Here is a 16,155-nt window from a genome sequence, read left to right on the forward strand (position 1 = left end):
CCGCCCGTTCGACGGATCGGAGGAAACCCGTCAGCTGCCGAACGGCAGGGTGCCCGGCTGGATCTGGTATCCGCTGCTGCCCGCGGCGACGTTGCCGGTGGCTCCGAGAATCGCGTTGATCACGGTGGTGAGCATGGGTGTCCTTTCGTCGGGTCGGCCCGCCAGGATGAATCGGACCGCCCGTCACGGTATTGCCGACAGCCGCCGCTGTCGACCGTCCGGCCGAGGCCGGTTGCCGCCTGGCAGGGTGGAGGGCATGTGCGAGACACCCGACACCACGACCCCGGACGACCGGCAGGCCGACGTCGATGCGGTGGTCCGTTTCCGCAACGACCACGGACTGGACCGCATCGTCGATGTGCACACCCACTTCATGCCGAAGCAGGTGATGGACAAGGTGTGGGCGTACTTCGACTCCGCCGGGCCGCTGACCGGGGTGGTGTGGCCGATCCAGTACCGGCACGACGAGGACGTCCGGCTGGACCGGCTGCGGTCGTACGGCGTGCACGCGTTCACGTCGATGATCTATCCGCACAAGCCGGACATGGCCGCCTGGCTGAACCAGTGGGCGGTGGAGTTCGCGGCACGTAATCCCGACTGCCTGCACACCAGCACCTTCTACCCGGAACCGAGCGCCCCCGGCTATGTCGCCGACGCCCTCGCCTCCGGCGCGCGAGTGTTCAAGTCGCACATTCAGGTTGGCGACTACGATCCCAACGATCCGCTGCTGGACGAGGTCTGGGGTCAACTGCAGGATGCGGGCACCCCGATCGTCATCCACTGCGGTTCCGGCCCGGCGCCGGGGCGATTCACCGGTCCGGACCGGATCGAGACGCTGCTGGCCCGGTTCCCCCGGCTGCCGCTGGTCATCGCGCACATGGGGATGCCGGAGTACACGGCGTTCCTCGACCTCGCCGACCGGTACGAGTCGGTCATGCTGGACACGACGATGGCGTTCACCGACTTCATCGGCGACATGGCGCCGTCCGATCCCGCCGACGCGGGACGCCTGCGCGACCTCGGTGACCGGATCCTGTTCGGCAGCGACTTCCCGAACATTCCGTACCCGTACGTGCACGCGCTCGAGGCGGTCGCGCGTCTCGGCATCGGCGACGCATGGGTGCGCGGGGTGTGCCACGACAATGCGGCCCGGATATTCGGTCTCTGACACCGAATCCCGCTCAGAACAGGGTCAGTTCCTTCGCATCGGCGGGCAGGTCGAACAGGCCGGGCTCGGATTCGGCTGCCCTTGCCGGCGTCCGGCGCTGGCGCGTCTTCTTCGCGGGCGAGGCGGGGGCCACCGGCGCCGCGGACGGGACGTGCGGCGCGGTCCGGGTCGGCGTGTGCACGGCCGTTGCCGCAATGGCGCGGGCGGCCTCACCGGCGAGCCGGTCCGCCTCCTCGTTGTAGTGGTTGCCGACATGGCCGCGGACCCACCGGAACCGCACCGGCCCGGTCCGGTCGGCCAGCGCCTGGTCGATATCGCGGATCAGGTCGACGTTCTTGACCGGATCTCCGGACGAGGTGCGCCACCCCTTCCGCTTCCAGCCTGCCACCCACTCGGATGCGCACTTGATCGCGTACTGCGAGTCGGATTCGATCAGCAACGGCTCGTCACCGGGATGCGCCAGGATCGCCTCAAGCAGCGCGCGCAACTCGGCAATCTGGTTGGTCCCCGACCGCTCGCCACCCGACCTGCTTGGGCCGAAATGATTCACCCAGGCCCAGCCGATCGCGCCACCGGGATTCCGCAGGCAGGAGCCGTCCGTACTGACGATGATCACGGTTGTACACCTTACGGTGACGGACCGACAAACGGGGCGGGGGTGGCCGATCCCACTTTCCTGGCGCGCGCGGCGCCGCCTACTCGCCGACGAACTCGGGCGGGCGCTTCTCGAGCATTGCCGCGACGGCTTCGTGATGGTCCCGGGTGTGGTGGGCAAGCGCCTGCATCGCCGCGGACAGTTCCAGCAGCGATTCGAGGCTCTGGTGTTGGCCCTCGCGGAGCAGCTTCTTCGTCATCCGCAGCGCCTGCGGCGGGTTCGCCGCCACCCGCTCGGCGAGGGCCTGCGCGGTGGCCGCCAGGTCGTCGGGGTCGACGACCCGCGAGACCAGGCCCCAGTCGAGTGCGGTCTGGGCGTCGATCGCATCGCCGGTGAACGCCATCTCCGCGGCCCGCGCCAACCCGACCGCGCGGGGCAGCAGCCAGGCGCCGCCGTCGCCGGGGATGAGGCCGAGCTTGACGAAGCTCTCCGCGAACCGCGCCGCGGACGACGCGACCCGCATGTCGCACATCAGTGCCAGGTCGCAGCCCGCTCCGATGGCCGGGCCGCCCACCGCCGCGATCACCGGCACCTCGCAGTGGTACAGCGCCAGCGGGATGCGCTGGATGCCCCGCCGGTAGCCGTCCCGCACCTCGGCGGGGGCGCCCCCGAACATTCCCGCGCGGTCCCGCATGTGCTTGACGTTGCCGCCGGACGAGAAGGCGGGCCCGTTCGCGGCGAGCACCACGACGCGGACGGTGCCGTCCGCGTTGACCGCGGCGATGGCGTCCTCGAACGCCTGCACCATGTCCGGCTCGGAGATGACGTTGCGGGTCTCGGGCCGGTTCATCGTCCAGGTGACGATGCCGCCGTCCCGCCGGATGTCGATCGCGCCGCTCATGGGTCTCACCGTAGGGCGAGCACGCCGCCGCCGCTACGCGACCTGCACCAGGTAGCCGTGCGCCGCCGCGACGGCAGCGGACCGCACGCCGCCGCCCTGAACGACCAGGCCGGCAGCGAGCGCCGGATCCTCCGTGGTGGCGCGGCGCCAGCCCCGGTCGGCGAGCGCGAGCACATACGGCAGGGTCGCGTTGGTCAGCGCGAACGTCGACGACCGCGGCACCGCGCCGGGCATGTTGGCCACGCAGTAGAACAGCGACTCGTGCACCGGGAACGTCGGGGCATCGTGCGTGGTCGGATGGGTGTCTTCGAAGCACCCGCCCTGGTCGACGGCGATGTCCACCAGCACCGACCCCGGCCGCATCCGGGAGACCAGCTCGTTCGACACCAGTTTGGGGGCACGGGCACCGGGGATCAGGACCGCGCCGATCACCAGATCCGCGTCGAGAACGGCCCGCTCGAGGTCGTAGCGGGTGGACGCGAGGGTACGGACCCGGCCGTCGTAGCTGGCGTCGAGTTCCCGCAGCCGCGCCGGGTTGACGTCGAGGACGGTGACGGCGGCGTGCATCCCGACCGCGATCGCCGTCGCGTTCTGCCCGGCGACACCGCCGCCCAGCACCACGACATCCGCCGGGCGGACACCGGGAACACCGCCCATCAACACGCCGCGTCCACCGGAGGATGCCATCAGGTGATGAGCACCGACCTGCGGCGCGAGCCGGCCAGCGACCTCGCTCATCGGGGCAAGGAGCGGCAGAGTTCCGTCCGCGGTGCGGACGGTCTCGTAGGCGATCGCCGTCGTGCCTGCGGCCAGCAACGCATCGGTGCATTCGCGGGACGCGGCAAGGTGCAGATAGGTGAACAGCACCTGATCGCCACGCAACCGTAAATACTCCTCGGGGACCGGTTCTTTCACCTTGAGGATCAGGTCGGAATCGGCCCAGGTGGAGTCCGCATCGGGGGCGATGTGCGCGCCGGCGAGGCGGTAGTCCCGATCGGCCAGCGAGGACCCGGTTCCCGCGCCGGTCTCGACGAGCACCCGGTGCCCATGGTCGACGAGCGCGTTGACGCCCGCGGGGGTGGCAGCGACACGGTACTCGTGGTTTTTGAGTTCACGGGGGATTCCGATCCTCATGGTGGTACCTCGGGTTCGGTGGTGATCTCGGGCGGCGCCTTCCACCAGTATGCTAGGGAAGCAGTCTGTCCAACAACGGGTTCGAAAAGATCCGATGCGGATCGAGGTCGTTGTACTCGGCCCGCGCGGAGTCCCAGTCGTCGCCGACCGGAACGCCGTCCCGGTAGGTCTGCGGGATCACCGCCTCGATGGTCTCGGGGTCCAGGAACCCCGCCTCGTCGGTGAACGCCCACCCCTTGGCCCACTCCGGCCGGAACGTGGCGTAGTCACCGCGGTAGTTGCTCCGCATGAACCGCTCCATCTCCCGGAAATACGCGGGCATCCCCGGTGTCCCCGGGACGCCGACGACGTTCATCCAGATCGCGGTGTCCCACTCCGGATGGTCGGGGCGCGGCCGCAGCGCCGAGATCGTCGGCGGGCCGGACGATTCCACCGTCACCTCGGTCGGGTCGTCGAGTCCGCACAGCCGGAGCTCGAACGGCCCGTTGATCGGGTACCGACCCTCGGCTCGGAGCTCCTGCTGACGGGTGTGGTGCCAGCTGACGAACTCGTGGATGACGCGGGCGATGTTGGCCCGCTTGGTGATCACCACCCCGCCACCGGCGGTCATCCGCAGGGTGGTGGCCCGGAGGTAGAACTGGACGTCCTTGGACCAGCCCCACAGGTCGTGGCCGCCGGTGGCAGCGAGCCCGGCCTGGAAGGTCGCCAGCTGGGTCTGACCGAACAGCGGGGTCGCCGATCCGACACCCGACACGATCTGGCCGAGCAGGTCGGTGAGCGGCTTCGGGATCGAATCGGAGTACGGGTAGTTGTACGGCCCGGTCACCTCCCGCGACTGCGGCGGCTTGGTCGGGGTCGGTGTCCACACCTTGAGGTACGGGGTGTCGGTGAATGGGAACCAGATCGCCTCCACCCGGCCCGATCGGGCAACGAAGCGCTCAAAGGTGCGACCGGGAGATCCGGGCGGAGCGAACAGTTCGCGCCACGGGATGTCGGTGCGCGATTCGCAGCGCAGCCGGTAGTTCGGTCCGGCCTGCAGCGTGACCTCGGTGATGAAGACCCGGCCAAGGTGGGTAAGCAGCGGCCGGATCTGCGGGTCGGCACGCGGGAACTCGCGCAGCACGTATTCGCGGCGGGTGTCGTCCCACACGACCGCCGTCAGTGCCGTGACGAGGTTGCTGATCGAGCCGAACGACGCACCGGGAAGGACCGCTTCGCCGTCCGCGGGCAGGGTGGCGCCGTGCGCGTCGATCGCGAGGACGCCCGCGATCGACAGTTCCCCGATCGCGGGCGAGTTGGCCCAGCCCAGCCCGTTGTCCTGCAGTGCGGTCAGCACCGACATCAGCAGTGCTCCCGCCCCAGCCGTCACCGTGGCCCGGCCGGGTTCGGCGGACGGCGCGACCGTGACGTGGTTCAGCCGGGTCAGGGTGTCCACGAGGACGACCCTCTCGACGTTCTGGCCCGGAACCAGGGTCAGTGGGCTCCAGCCGTGCATGGTGCCGCGCGGCCGCAGCCGGTATCCGTGGGCGTGCGCCCAGTTGGCCAGCCGCACGACGTCCCGCGCGTCCGCCGGCGTGCACGTCCACACGTCGTCGAAGACGATCTCGCGAACCCAGTTCTCGTAGCCCTGCTGGAACAGCGGGATGCCGTCGGGGAAGTCGGGCGGGGGCGGCAGCGTGACGCCGGGGGCGTCGGAGGAGAGCGCGGCGGCGGGCGCCCAGCCCGTGGTCGTCAGCGCGGCCGCTCCCGCGGCCGCGGCGAGGAAGCCCCGCCGGGTGAGCTCCGGTCCAGTCATGAGGAACAACATAGATCATTTCGATGCCAGTGGCGTCGAAATGGCGGATGCGGGAGACCGGGCGACCGCCGCACCCGCGTGTTGTACTGGAGCGCATCGGTGTTGCCCGAACCCCATTCGAGGAGGCGCCATGACGGACCTGGACGCGGGCGCCGACCCGGCTCCGCCCCCGGCGCCGCACCGCGGGTGGCCGGTCGTCGCGATCGTCGCGATCGCCATCCTGGTTTTCCTCGTCGGCGGCGCGGGCGGCGCCTACCAGGGCAAACTCGCCGAGGTCCAGAAGAACGACAACGCCTCCTTCCTGCCCGGGTCCGCGGAGTCCACCGTTGCCGCGAACGAGGCAGCGGAATTCGTCACCGTCCAGACCATCCCCGGGTTCGTCGTCTTCCATCGGGACGGCCCGCTCACCGATCAGGACCGCGCGTCGATCGCGCGGGCCGCCGCGGTCGTCGCCGGGGTGGACGGGGTCGACGCCACCGGGATGACCCCCACCCAGTACTCGGCCGACGGCACCACCGCCGCGCTGTACGTCCCCCTCGTCGCGAAGTCGAACGGCACCGACGTCAGCGGCGACCGGCTCGCCGACACCGAGCAGCAGGTGATGGACGCAGCGAAGGCGGCAGCGACCGCGGACCTCGAGGTGCTGCCTGCGGGCCCCGGCGGACTGCTGGTGGCGTTCATCGACGCATTCGAGGGGCTCGACAGCACCCTGCTGCTTGCCGCGGTGCTGGTGGTGATCGCGATCCTGCTCGTCGTGTACCGCTCCCCGGTGCTGTGGTTCTTCCCGCTGCTCTCGGCCGGTCTGGCACTGGGGTTGTCGTCGATGCTCGTCTACTTCCTCGCGAAGGCGGACGTCCTGACCCTGACCGGGCAGAGCCAGGGCATCCTGATGGTGCTCGTCCTCGGCGCAGGCACCGACTACGCCCTGCTGCTCATCGCCCGCTACCGCGAGGAGTTGCACCGCTATCCGAGCCGATTCGACGCCATGATCCGGGCGTGGCGCGAATCCGCGCCCGCGATCACGGCCTCCGCCGTGACGGTGGTCCTCGGCCTGCTGTGCCTTGGCTTCTCGGAACTCAACTCCAACAAGGGCCTCGGGCCGGTCGCGGCGATCGGAATCGGCTGCACCTACCTGGTGATGATGACGTTCCTGCCGGTGTTCCTCGCGCTGGCAGGCCGCTGGGTGTTCTGGCCGCGAATTCCCCGTGTCGACCGGGCCGCGGATCTGGCCACCCACGGCATGTGGGGGCGGATCGCCGCCGCCGTCGGCCGCCGCGACCGGCCCGCGTGGATCGGGGCCACCGCCCTGCTCGTCATCCTGTGTGCGGTCGGGATCGGCAGCCTCAACACTGGCGGCCTGACCTCCTCCGAGAACTTCACCAATACCCCCGACGCCGTTGCGGGCCAGCGGATCTACGACGAACACTTCGATCCCGGCACCGGCGCGCCCGCGGTAATCGTGACGAACGCCGACGCCGTCGATGCCGTGATGGCTGCCGCGGCAGCCACTCCGGGAGTCGCCCCCGGACCGGGATCGGTGTGCCTGCAGATCGACTACACCAAACTGGCACAGCTGGCGAAACTTGGCGCCGGCGACGGCGGCGACGCCCGAACAGGCTGCCCCCCGGACATTCTCACGGTCGCACCGATCGACGGGCGGACGATCGTCAACGTGACACTCGCCGACGCCTACGACTCACCGGAGGCCATGGACACCGTCCACCGACTGCGGGACGCGGTGCACGCCGTTCCCGGCGCCGACGCGCTGGTCGGCGGCAATACCGCGGCCACCGTTGACGTCAAGGCCGCGTCGGTGCGGGACCGCAACGTGATCATCCCGATCGTGCTTGTCGTCATCTTTGTGGTGCTGGCACTGCTCCTCCGGGCGCTGCTTGCTCCGGTGATTCTCATTGCGACGGTGGTGCTTTCGTTCGCCGCAACGCTTGGCGTGTGCGGCTTCTTCTTCGCCCATGTCTTCCATTTCGCGGGGGCCGACCCCGCGTTCCCGCTGTTCGCGTTCGTCTTCCTCGTCGCGCTCGGCATCGACTACAACATCTTCCTGATGACCCGCGTCCGCGAGGAGACGCACCGGCACGGCACCCGGTCCGGGGTGCTGCGCGGCCTTGCGGTCACCGGCGGCGTCATCACCTCCGCGGGCATCGTGCTCGCCGCGACCTTCGCGGTCCTCGGCGTGCTCCCGCTGGTGTTTCTCGCGGAGGTCGGGTTCGCGGTCGCGTTCGGCGTCCTCCTGGACACCATCATCGTCCGCAGCGTGCTGGTGCCCGCGCTCGCGCACGACATCGGCAGGCGGATCTGGTGGCCGTCCGCCTTGTCCCGATCCGGGCACTGACCCGCGACGCGCCGGTCTTTTCATACCCCGTGCAGAATCGCCGCCACTGCGGCACACTCGGTCACGGTCACCACCTTCCGTCGGGGGAGTTCTCCACACGAAAAGGAGTGTCATGCCGCCACGTTTCCGTTCGCACCGACTGCGTCGTCTCACCCTGTCCGCGCTGATCACCGCAGCAGCCGCGGCCACCCTGCCTGCCACCGCACACGCCGACATCACCCCGACCACCCTGGTCAACGGCGTCCTGTCGACGATCGGCGGATGTCAGTCCCCGGTCCGGGCCGCGATCGTCGGGTGCACCCAGACCGAGACCCTGACCACGCAGTTCCCGGTCAATCTCGACCTCAACCAGCTCGGCACCAACATCGTGGTGCTCGGCGCCGGGCTGTTCCCGGACGGCACGATGCGTCCGGTACTGGTGTCGCGGCTGCAGGCCGCCCTTCAGGTCGCGAACCGGTATCCGCTGTCACCGATCATCGTGAGCGGCGGGGTGCCGCGGAACGGGGTCACCGAGGCCCGCGCGATGCGGGAATGGCTCGTCGCGAACGGCGTCCCCTGGTTCCGGATCACCGAGGAGGGCACCTCGCGCTCGACCGTCGAGAACGCGCGGAACACCAACTCCATCCTCGCCGATCGCGGTGCCGCTGGCGCCGTCGTGGTGACCTCGCCCGACCACCTGGAGCGGGCCATGATCGACTTCCGGACCGCCGTCGCGGGCAGGATCCCGATCGCGGGGGTCGTCGCGCCGCACTGAGCCGCCCGCCTGAACGACGAAGGGGCCGGACCGGGCATCGCCCGGTCCGGCCCCTCACGTGCGGTTGTCAGCTGCCGTTGCTGATGACGCCGCTGATCACGTCGGCGATGAAGCCGGACGGGTTCTCGATGATGGCGGAGCCCGCCGAACCGGTGGTGCCGCCCTCGCCGTCCGACGAGCCGAACCCGAGGTCGGCGGAGCCGGTGGACACGGCCTCACCGGGGTTGAGGTTGCGGACCGTGACGAACGCGCCGAAAGGGTTGAACTTCTGGGTGGTGCCGAAGCCCGACACGTCGAAGCTGACACCCGTGTCGAAGACGTTTCCTGCCTCGGCGGACTTCGGCACCAGGTAGGTGACGTCGAGGGTGAGGGTCTTCGAGCCGGTCTTCGAGATGAGCCATCCGGCGTCGGTGACGGTGACGCGCTTGTCGTTGACGTCGACCTGCGGGGTGACCGACTCGGCCTTGCTACCACCGATCAGGTGCCATGCGGTGACCTTGGCGCTGCCCTTGACGTACTGGAAGCCCTCGGGATGGAAGTCGTTGATCTTCGTGATGTAGCGATCGAGGGCGTTGTTCACGGAGAGGGTGGTGCGGAGAGTGACCTTCTGGCCGGGAGCCACGGTGCCGTCCCCGACCACGGACCGGGTGACGGTGATGTTGTCGGTGGTCTTGGTGGCCGTGTGCGGCTTCTGCGCGGCGGCCGCGGCGCTGGTCTTGTCGGACTCGGGTGCCGCGGTGGCGGTGCCGGCGCCGACGGCAAGGCCACCGGCGAGCAGGGCGGTCGCGGCGACGACGGACACGGCGCGACGGAGCGAAGAGCGGGACATGCATTTCCTCCAGGTCAAGGTCTCACACCGACGCCCCCGGGTTCGCTGCCCCGTTGCCGCCTATCGACACATGGGCCGCTACCTGGGAAGTCGGATTCGCCAACTGTATCGGTCAGATGTCCAGTTCTGTGTCAATTGTTCATAATGAATGCCAGTGACCGCCATCACGTCTCCGCGCCTGCTCCGGTTGCGTCGGCCCGCATCGACGCCTAAGGTGGGGCGCCATGACGCGCATTCTCGTAGTTCGCCGCCGTAGCGGGGTCTGATTCGGACCGACCCCTCGCTGCGGGTCGTTGAGCTACGCGTTGGTCCTCCCTTTCCATCCAGGAAGACCACCCCCATGAATGCCATCGCGAACACCACTCACCCGATCACCGACCCGTTCTCGGCCCGATTCGGCATGCCGTTGCCGCGGGAGATGCGCGCCGACTGCGCGGGCATGGGATGGCGCACCTTCCTCGCCACCTACTCCCCCTCGAACGGCCCGATCCGGTTCGGTCGCTGGTCGGTGGCCCCGCTCGGCGCCGGACGGTGCGAGTTCAAGGCCACCCTCGGCATCGGCGACGCCATCCACCAGGCGACCGCGGAGGCGTCCGGTCCGGTGTCTGCGCTGACGGCAATGCTGTACGACGCCGGTTTTCAACTGGAGATCCTGTCGTTCCACCAGCTGCGCATCGCCGACGACCGGACCGCGACCTTCCTGCTGTGCGAGCACGACGGTCGGCGGCACTGGGCGGTCGGCTTCGGGCACGACGCCACCGCGTCGTCGGTCGAGGCGATGATCGCCGGCGCCAACCTGCTGCACGGCTGACCCCCGCGGACTGTGCGTGATGTGCACCCCTACCGGGGTACACATCACGCACCGGCGCGGAGCGCAGCGGAGCGCACCTACGGCATTTCGACGGTCTCCGCGCGGGCGATCTCCCCGATCGCGCGGCGCAGGTGGCGGTCGGCGGGTGTCTGTGCTGCCGCGAGCAGGTCGGCGGTCACCAGCAGCGCGTGCGGCGCGATCACCGGCCACCCGATCCGCTCGGTGTCCTCGTCGTAGTCGGTGAGGCCGAGGGAGCCGGTGAGCACCACCGCGAGGGCGCCGACGTCGAGAGTCGGCAGCCACCCGGCGGCGGCCCTGGCGCTTCGTTCGAGAACGGCCTGCACCGCCTCCCCGGTGAGACCGTCGGGATGGACGTCCTCGAGCAGCGCCCGGACCATCGCCGAGAGCACCGCGCGCACCTGGTCGGGCTCCCAGCGGAGCAGCTCGGTCGTCGCCGCCCCGAACGCGGGGGCGTCGGCGGCGCCCGCTGCGGTCACCGCGGCATCGATCGCGGAGGCGATGCCCTTCGCCGGACGCGGCCATTCGCTCGGCCACTGCTGCACGGTCGACTCCTCGTCTCGGGCGCCGAAGGTACTGTTGCTCAGTCCAGTTCGGCACGCATCAGGTACACGTTGTAGTCGGACCAGGTCGACAGCATGAAATACAGGTCGTCGGCCGTCGACCACGGATGGATGAAGCCACCGTACAACTCCGGATAGGTTTCGACGCCGACGAGCCGGGCAGGCTCCGACCACAACCCCTGCGGCGAGTCGGACGCGCGCAGCGTGATCCCGGTCCGGGCGGTGTCCAGGTACGACATCTGCCAGCGGCCCGACCCCTCGTCGTAGCGCACCGACAGCTCGGCCGCTGTGCCACGCACGATCGGGGTCGCCGCGTGCGGACCCCCGACCGCGGTCCAGTTGCCGTCCGTCCAGTACTGGTAGGCGGACGTGTTCAGCACCTGGTCCTCGGGGACGCGGGCCAGCGCGACCTCCCCGAGCCGGGTGTTGGGGGTGCCGAACATGTATACGTACCCGCCCTGCGGCACCATCGCCGCGACCTGAAAGTTCGAGACGCCGAAGATGTTGTCCCACTTCGCGTGCGGATCCTTGGTCCAGGTCTGCCCGCCGTCGTCGGAGTAGGCAAGGCCCCCGTGGTTGGTGAACCAGGTGGCCGGGATGCTGTTCCAGGTGCGGATCGACATGTAGCTCAGGTACTGCCGGGATCCGACCGCGAACCCGGAAGTGGGGATCGTGGTGATCTCCACGTTGTCGATCTTCCTGCTGCTGAGCACCTCCGCGGCGTGACACCGGCTGTCCTGAACGAAGGTGTCGATGGTCATCCCGTCCGCGAGGTCACGGTCGGTGCTGAATCCGAGGACGTTGCTGCGCCAGTCCTCGCCCTGGCCGCCGGGCGGGTGGAATCCGCGCCCGACCGTGTCCCCGAAGGCGACGGCCACCGTTCCCGGCTCGGACTCCCACATGATGCCGAGGTCGGTGCCGTTGATCTGCCACCGCTTGTCGGTGCGGTTGGTGGAGCTCGCGCCGGTCACCTTCGCGACCATCCGCACGTCGCGGACCTGCGGGGTGGGCGGCTGCGGCGCGACGGGTGCCGTCTGGGTCGGCGGGTGCACGATCGGCGGCGGCTCCGGCGCGGGCCCCCGGTCGGGTCCGGGCACCGGGATCCCGAAGACAAACGGGTTGAAGTCGACGCCGATCTCCGGCACCCCGAGCGCCGACGACAGCCCGCCGGGCGGGTTCGGGACGTCGGTCAGGTCGGGGCACGGGTTGACGCAGGGATCGGCGGGCAGCGGATCGGGGTTGATCCGGGCGGCGGGCGGTTCCGGTGCGGGATACGGCACCGGCTCCACCCACGGGTACGGGATCGGGATGTCGAGCTTCTTCGGGATGATTGACTCGTGCTCGGCCGGCGGATCCGTCGCGCACGGACCGGTCCCGACCACCGGTGCGGCACCGGCGACGTATCCGCCGCCGGTCACCGCACCGGCCGCGACCAGCGCACACACCGCAGCAACGACCGGGATCCGTTTCGGCATCGGTACCTCCTTGCTGTCAGCGTGCCCGATGATGCGGACCCGCGCACAGCGGACGTTTCCGGCGCGCCTCGCGGGTCGGTCCCCGGACAGGCTGGACGGGCGGTCACCGACCATCGACTTACCGCACCCGCCCGCCTAGTGTGACGGGCTGGAACCGAAGCGAGGTTGACTGTGCCCGAATCCCTACCGCGCCAGGGCTGCCCCTATGTATCGGGGCCACCCGCGGACGCCCTGGCCGTCCACATTCCGGCGTTGGACCGGTTCGGCCCCGCGCAGCTGCTGCGCGCGCTGGTGGTCGGCGTGGTCCTGCTCGGCTGCGCCCTGTTCGCGACGGTCACCAAGCCGTTCACCCGGCGGAACATGGGCTGGGCGGACGCCGCATCCGAGGGCCTCGTCAACGGCTTCGAGGTGCTCGGCCCCACCTTCGTCAAGCTCGGTCAGCTGATGGCGTCGTCGTCCGGGATGTTCCCCGCGCCGCTCGCGAATGCGTGCCTGCGCTGCCTCGACGACGTCCCGCCGGTGTCCGCCGCCGCCGCGCGGGGGGTGATCGAGGCCGACCTCGGCGCTCCGATGGACGAGTTGTTTGCCGAGTTCGACGACGTGCCGTTGGCTGCGGCGTCGGTCGCGCAGGTGCATGCCTGCGTGCTGCCGGACGGCAGGGAGGCGGTGATCAAGGTGCAGCGTCCGGGCATCCGGCACCGAATGCTGCTCGACCTGCGGACGGCGTATTGGGGTGCAAGGCAGCTGGAACGGGTGCACGAGTTCTTCCGGATCGCGAACGCCACCGCGATCATTCGGGACCTGCACAACGCGACGATGACGGAACTGAACAGCGCCGTCGAGGCGGACCGGCAGACCCGGTTCCGGGACGCGTTGTGGACGTTCGGGGACAACAAGTGGGTGACCGCCCCCGAGGTGTATTGGGACCGTTGCGGCCCGCGCGTCATCTGCATGGAACGGATGCGCGGCATCCCGTTCGACCGCATCGAGACCGGGCCGGACGCCGCGGAGGACGCGGAGGCGGCGGAGCCGCCGACCGGCCCGGATACCCGGCTGCTGATCCGGCGCGGCGTCAAGGCATGGATCGAGGCGATCACCCTGCACGGGCCCTTCCACGGCGACGTGCACGCGGGCAACCTGTGGCTCCTCGACGACGGCCGGATCGCGCTGCTCGACTTCGGCATCGTCGGCGAGTTGCCGCAGGCATGGCGGGCGATCCTGCGGGACATGTTCCACGCGACGTTGCTTGACGGCGACTACGCCCCGGTGGCCCGCGGCATCCGGGCACTCGGCTACACCGCGGACCTCGACGCGTCCGACGCGGAGATCGGCGCCCAGGTCGGCGCGGTGCTGGCGCCGGTGTTCGCGAACGATCTCGGTGAACTGAAGCTCAGCTCGCTCATCATGGCGCTGGTGACGATCGGCAGGCAGTGGGGGGTGGCGAGCCCGGAGGAGTTGGTGCTGTTCGGCAAGCAGCTCGGCTATTTCGAGCGGTACGCGACGCGGATGGCACCCGGCTGGGTGATGGGCAGCGACCTCTACCTGTTCCGCAACGTCTTTCCCGAGGAGGTGGCCCGGCGGGCGGACGAGCTGGGCGTCACGCTGCCGGAGGACTGATCCCGGCCCCGTACCAACCCGATCGCCGCCGCCTCGATGTCGTGTTCGGAGAGCAAGACGAGGCGGGCCGCGTCGCCGAGCGGGACGAAACTGTCGGCACTGGTGACCCGGGCCATGGTCCCGGTGAACCCGCCGTCGACGAGGGCGGCGAGCACACCCTCCGACACCCCGCCGGAGCGGCGGGTCTCGTCCGCGACCAGGACCCGGCCGGTGGCCTCCGCCTCCCGCAGCAGGTCCGCCACCGGCAGCGGTACCAGCCAGCGCAGGTCCAGCACCCGCACCCCGATCCCCTTGCGTTCGAGAGCTTTCGCGGCGCGCAGGCTCAGGTACAGGCCGTTGCCGAACGTGACGATGGTCAGGTCGGTACCGGCGCCGGTGGTGCGCCCCGCACCGATGGGCACGTGCACGTCCGGGCCGGGATACGGTGCCAGCCAGCCGCCGTCGCCGGGCTGGTGCAGGTCGCGTGTGTGGTAGCGGGCGATCGGTTCGATCAGCACGCACACCGCGCCGGACGTCCGGGCCGCAGCGGCGCAGGTGTGCAGCATTGCGGCCGCGTCGTCGGGCCTGGCCGGGGACCCGACCACGATGCCGGGGATGTCGCGGAGCACGGCGACGGCGTCGTCGTTGTGAAAGTGCCCGCCGAACCCCTCCTGGTAGCCGTATCCGGCGACCCGAACGACCATCGGGTTGCGGTACCGCCCCCCGGAGAAGAAACCCAATGTTGCTGCCTCGCCGCGGATCTGATCCTCCGCGTTGTGCAGGTATGCGAGGTACTGGATCTCGGGGATCGGCAGTAGGCCCGCCAGCCCCGCGCCGGCGGCGAGGCCGAGGATCGCCTGCTCGTCGAGCAGCGTGTCGAAGACGCGGGCCGCGCCGAACCGGTCGGCGAGTCCGCGGGTCACCCCGTACACGCCACCCTTGCGGCCGACATCCTCACCGAACACCAGCGCGCCGGGGTCGGCGGCGAGGATGTCCGCGAGCGCCCGGTTCACGGTCCGCGCCACTGTGAGCGCCGCATCCGGTGGCGGCGCGAGGTCTGCCGATGCGCGCAGCTGCCGCACGTGGCCTGCGACGACCGCGGGAGCCGGGGCGCGCAGCGGGGCGGTCACCTCGGTGCGGGTGCGCAGCGGCGCGGCCCGCAACACCGCATCGGCTGCCGCCGCAACCCGCTCCCCCGCCTCCCGGGATCGGCGCAGGACCTGGTCGGGGCGGAGTGCGCCCGCCCCGATCAGCAGCCGCGCGGTCCCGATCAGCGGGTCCCGTTCCAGGTCGGCGGCGAGCGCGGCTGGCGTCCGGTAGGCGGACTCGACGTCGGAGCCCGCGTGCCCCATCAGCCGCACCATCCGCAGGTGGAGGAACGCCGGACGCCGGTGTGCGCGAACCCAATCAGCGATGCGGACGGCGACGTCGTAGGTGTCGGCGAGGTCGCATCCGTCGGCGGTGGCGTACTCGAGTCCCGCCCGGCCGGAGTACGCGGCGGCGATCCATCCCGGCGCGGTGGGCACGCTGATACCGATCCCATTGTCCTCGCACACCAGCAGCAGCGGGAGCGGCAGGCCGCGGTGCGCGAGGTTGGCGGCGGCGTTGATCGCGCCGACCGCGGTCGAGTGGTTCGCGGAGGCGTCACCGAAGCTGCACACCGTGACCGCGTCGGCCGGGTATTCGGACTGCACCCCGAGCCGGTCGGCCCGCTCGACCGCGAAGGCCAACCCGACCGCGCGCGGCAGATGGGAGGCGACGGTGGACGTCTGCGGGATGATCGCGAGGTCGCGGCGGCCGATGACCTTGTGCCTGCCACCCGAGATCGGGTCGGCGGCGGCGGCGACGACACCGAGCAACACGTCCCGCACCGGGTCGCGGCCACCGACCTGGCGTGCACGTTCAAGAAAGAAGGCACCCGAACGATAGTGCAGCAGAGCGGGGTCCGTTGGCCGCAGGGCCGCGGCGACCGCGGCGTTGCCCTCGTGCCCCGCCGATCCGATCGTGTAGTAGCCGCGCCCGGCGGCGCGCAGCCTGCGCGCCGCCAGGTCGAGGTGCCTGCTGACGAGCTGGGCATCGAACAGGTCGAGGCACCGCTGCACCGTCAGCCCCGACCCGGGACGCACGAACCCCGCCGGGGCCGCACCCGGCGCCGCCGTCGTCGAG

13 protein-coding genes are annotated in these 16,155 nt (G+C 70.4%); 5 read left to right on the forward strand and 8 right to left on the reverse strand.

Features of this window, described 5'->3' with window-relative positions:
• Positions 1 to 256 precede the first annotated feature (256 nt).
• Positions 257 to 1,168: an amidohydrolase family protein gene (locus tag ACWF62_RS07435; RefSeq protein ID WP_452629744.1), complete on the forward strand. Its 912-nt coding sequence runs from the start codon at positions 257 to 259 to the stop codon at positions 1,166 to 1,168.
• 13 nt (positions 1,169 to 1,181) lie between these two features.
• Here ACWF62_RS07435 and ACWF62_RS07440 read toward each other — a convergent pair whose 3' ends face one another.
• The 4 genes from ACWF62_RS07440 to ACWF62_RS07455 all read right to left on the reverse strand — a co-directional run bounded on the left by ACWF62_RS07440 (position 1,182) and on the right by ACWF62_RS07455 (position 5,593).
• On the reverse strand, positions 1,182 to 1,784 hold the full coding sequence (locus ACWF62_RS07440; RefSeq protein WP_452629745.1) for a ribonuclease H family protein: 603 nt from the start codon (positions 1,782 to 1,784) through the stop codon (positions 1,182 to 1,184).
• A 79-nt stretch (positions 1,785 to 1,863) separates the two neighbouring features.
• Positions 1,864 to 2,664 (reverse strand): crotonase/enoyl-CoA hydratase family protein, encoded by an 801-nt coding sequence (locus tag ACWF62_RS07445; protein WP_378508485.1) that lies wholly within the window; start codon positions 2,662 to 2,664, stop codon positions 1,864 to 1,866.
• Positions 2,665 to 2,697: 33 nt separating this feature from the next.
• The gene (gene ald / locus ACWF62_RS07450) at positions 2,698 to 3,798 is read right to left on the reverse strand and encodes an alanine dehydrogenase (RefSeq protein WP_378508486.1); all 1,101 of its coding nucleotides are present in this window, start codon (positions 3,796 to 3,798) and stop codon (positions 2,698 to 2,700) included.
• Positions 3,799 to 3,850: 52 nt separating this feature from the next.
• Positions 3,851 to 5,593 carry a cholesterol oxidase substrate-binding domain-containing protein gene (locus ACWF62_RS07455; RefSeq protein WP_452629746.1) on the reverse strand — a complete coding sequence of 581 codons (1,743 nt, stop codon included), beginning with the start codon at positions 5,591 to 5,593 and terminating at the stop codon, positions 3,851 to 3,853.
• 130 nt (positions 5,594 to 5,723) lie between these two features.
• On the opposite strand from ACWF62_RS07455, the gene ACWF62_RS07460 reads away from it, so the two are divergent.
• Both ACWF62_RS07460 and ACWF62_RS07465 read left to right on the forward strand, forming a co-directional pair.
• On the forward strand, positions 5,724 to 7,943 hold the full coding sequence (locus tag ACWF62_RS07460; protein ID WP_452629748.1) for an MMPL family transporter: 2,220 nt from the start codon (positions 5,724 to 5,726) through the stop codon (positions 7,941 to 7,943).
• A 112-nt stretch (positions 7,944 to 8,055) separates the two neighbouring features.
• Positions 8,056 to 8,697 carry a YdcF family protein gene (locus tag ACWF62_RS07465; protein ID WP_378508489.1) on the forward strand — a complete coding sequence of 214 codons (642 nt, stop codon included), beginning with the start codon at positions 8,056 to 8,058 and terminating at the stop codon, positions 8,695 to 8,697.
• A gap of 67 nt (positions 8,698 to 8,764) precedes the next feature.
• Here the strand turns inward: ACWF62_RS07465 and ACWF62_RS07470 are convergent, their stop codons facing one another.
• Positions 8,765 to 9,526: a hypothetical protein gene (locus ACWF62_RS07470; protein WP_452629749.1), complete on the reverse strand. Its 762-nt coding sequence runs from the start codon at positions 9,524 to 9,526 to the stop codon at positions 8,765 to 8,767.
• Between the two features lie 340 nt (positions 9,527 to 9,866).
• Here ACWF62_RS07470 and ACWF62_RS07475 point away from each other — a divergent pair, with 340 nt between their 5' ends.
• Positions 9,867 to 10,337: an alpha-isopropylmalate synthase regulatory domain-containing protein gene (locus ACWF62_RS07475; protein ID WP_378569581.1), complete on the forward strand. Its 471-nt coding sequence runs from the start codon at positions 9,867 to 9,869 to the stop codon at positions 10,335 to 10,337.
• A gap of 77 nt (positions 10,338 to 10,414) precedes the next feature.
• Here ACWF62_RS07475 and ACWF62_RS07480 read toward each other — a convergent pair whose 3' ends face one another.
• Positions 10,415 to 10,900: a hypothetical protein gene (locus ACWF62_RS07480; RefSeq protein ID WP_378508492.1), complete on the reverse strand. Its 486-nt coding sequence runs from the start codon at positions 10,898 to 10,900 to the stop codon at positions 10,415 to 10,417.
• A 38-nt stretch (positions 10,901 to 10,938) separates the two neighbouring features.
• Positions 10,939 to 12,393, reverse strand: a complete 1,455-nt coding sequence (locus tag ACWF62_RS07485) for a DUF4185 domain-containing protein (RefSeq protein WP_452629750.1) — start codon at positions 12,391 to 12,393, stop codon at positions 10,939 to 10,941.
• A 171-nt stretch (positions 12,394 to 12,564) separates the two neighbouring features.
• Here ACWF62_RS07485 and ACWF62_RS07490 point away from each other — a divergent pair, with 171 nt between their 5' ends.
• Complete coding sequence (locus ACWF62_RS07490) at positions 12,565 to 14,010, forward strand: ABC1 kinase family protein (protein ID WP_452629751.1); 1,446 nt, start codon at positions 12,565 to 12,567, stop codon at positions 14,008 to 14,010.
• Here ACWF62_RS07490 and ACWF62_RS07495 read toward each other — a convergent pair.
• A complete protein-coding gene (locus tag ACWF62_RS07495; protein WP_452629793.1) occupies positions 13,932 to 16,115 on the reverse strand; it encodes a thiamine pyrophosphate-dependent enzyme in 2,184 nt (727 codons plus the stop codon). The genes ACWF62_RS07490 and ACWF62_RS07495 overlap by 79 nt on opposite strands.
• Between the last annotated feature and the right edge of the window lie 40 nt (positions 16,116 to 16,155).

The organism is Rhodococcus sp. NPDC054953, assembly GCF_053609225.1.